This window comes from Neisseria sp. P0021.S007 (assembly GCF_051956855.1).
Genome location: NZ_JBQCXA010000247.1, coordinates 1 through 900, shown reverse-complemented (window position 1 = coordinate 900; position 900 = coordinate 1). Strand labels below are relative to the sequence as shown.

Below are 900 nucleotides of genomic sequence, written 5' to 3'. Positions count from 1 at the left end.
GTTTTCATCGTATTCTGCCAGCTTGCGGGCGATTTTGTCGGGCGTGTCTTCTATCATGCGCAGCACTTCTTCATGGGTTCGCGCCGAACCGTAGGTGTTCGACGTCATCGCGCTTTCGCAGCTTTCCCCCCGCAGGTTAGGTGAGGGCTGTTTGCGTATGTTGCACCAATACCAAAGGTCGTACTCATAGTCGGGCGTAATGACGCCGACGACGGGGCCGCCGCTCTGATGGCGGTTGCTGTCGGTCTTCACCCGCCACATATCGGCCTGAAAATCTATCCATTTGTTGTTTTGCGGCTTCCATTCGTAGCCGATTTTGTAGGTTTTGCTGTCGATTTTCGTCCCTATGCCCGGTGCCTGCTGCGCAGGTTCGTCTAGGGATTGTTCGGCGAAACCGAGTATCCATGCCGTTATCAGGGGGTTGATTTCGCCGAAGCCGATTTTGTTGTCCATATATTGCAGGCTGATTTTTTGGTTGCCCGGCAGATACCAGTTGTTTTTCAGCAGCAGGGTTTTGGTGTCGGTGTGGCTGTTCATGATTTCTTCGCCCGGCCTGAACAGGACGGCCATATTCGGCACCAGGCTGGCGGAAGATTTGCAGAGTATGTCTTTTTCCCGTGGCGATTTGTCGGGATACTGGTCGTAACAGGCATCTGCACCGTAAATGGGGTTGTTGAGGTAGCTCTGATAACCGCGTTTGCCCGCGTAGTAGTTGCCTTTTTGGCGGTGGCTGTATGCGGCAAGGCCGTCTGTAATGTCGGTTTTGAAGGCGGCGGACAACATCAGCTGCCTGTCGTCTTTGAAGTTGGTGTGGCTTTTGCCGCCCGCATACTTGGTACCCGCGATGCCTTCGTCCAACAACAGGGCGGTGGGGGAAGGTTTGCCGGTATAGCCGGTCAA

General features: G+C 54.4%; 1 pseudogene. It reads right to left on the bottom strand.

The window, feature by feature from the left end:
* Positions 1 to 900 (bottom strand): annotated as a pseudogene (locus ACTHUR_RS12575) (TonB-dependent receptor TdfG); the annotation flags it as partial.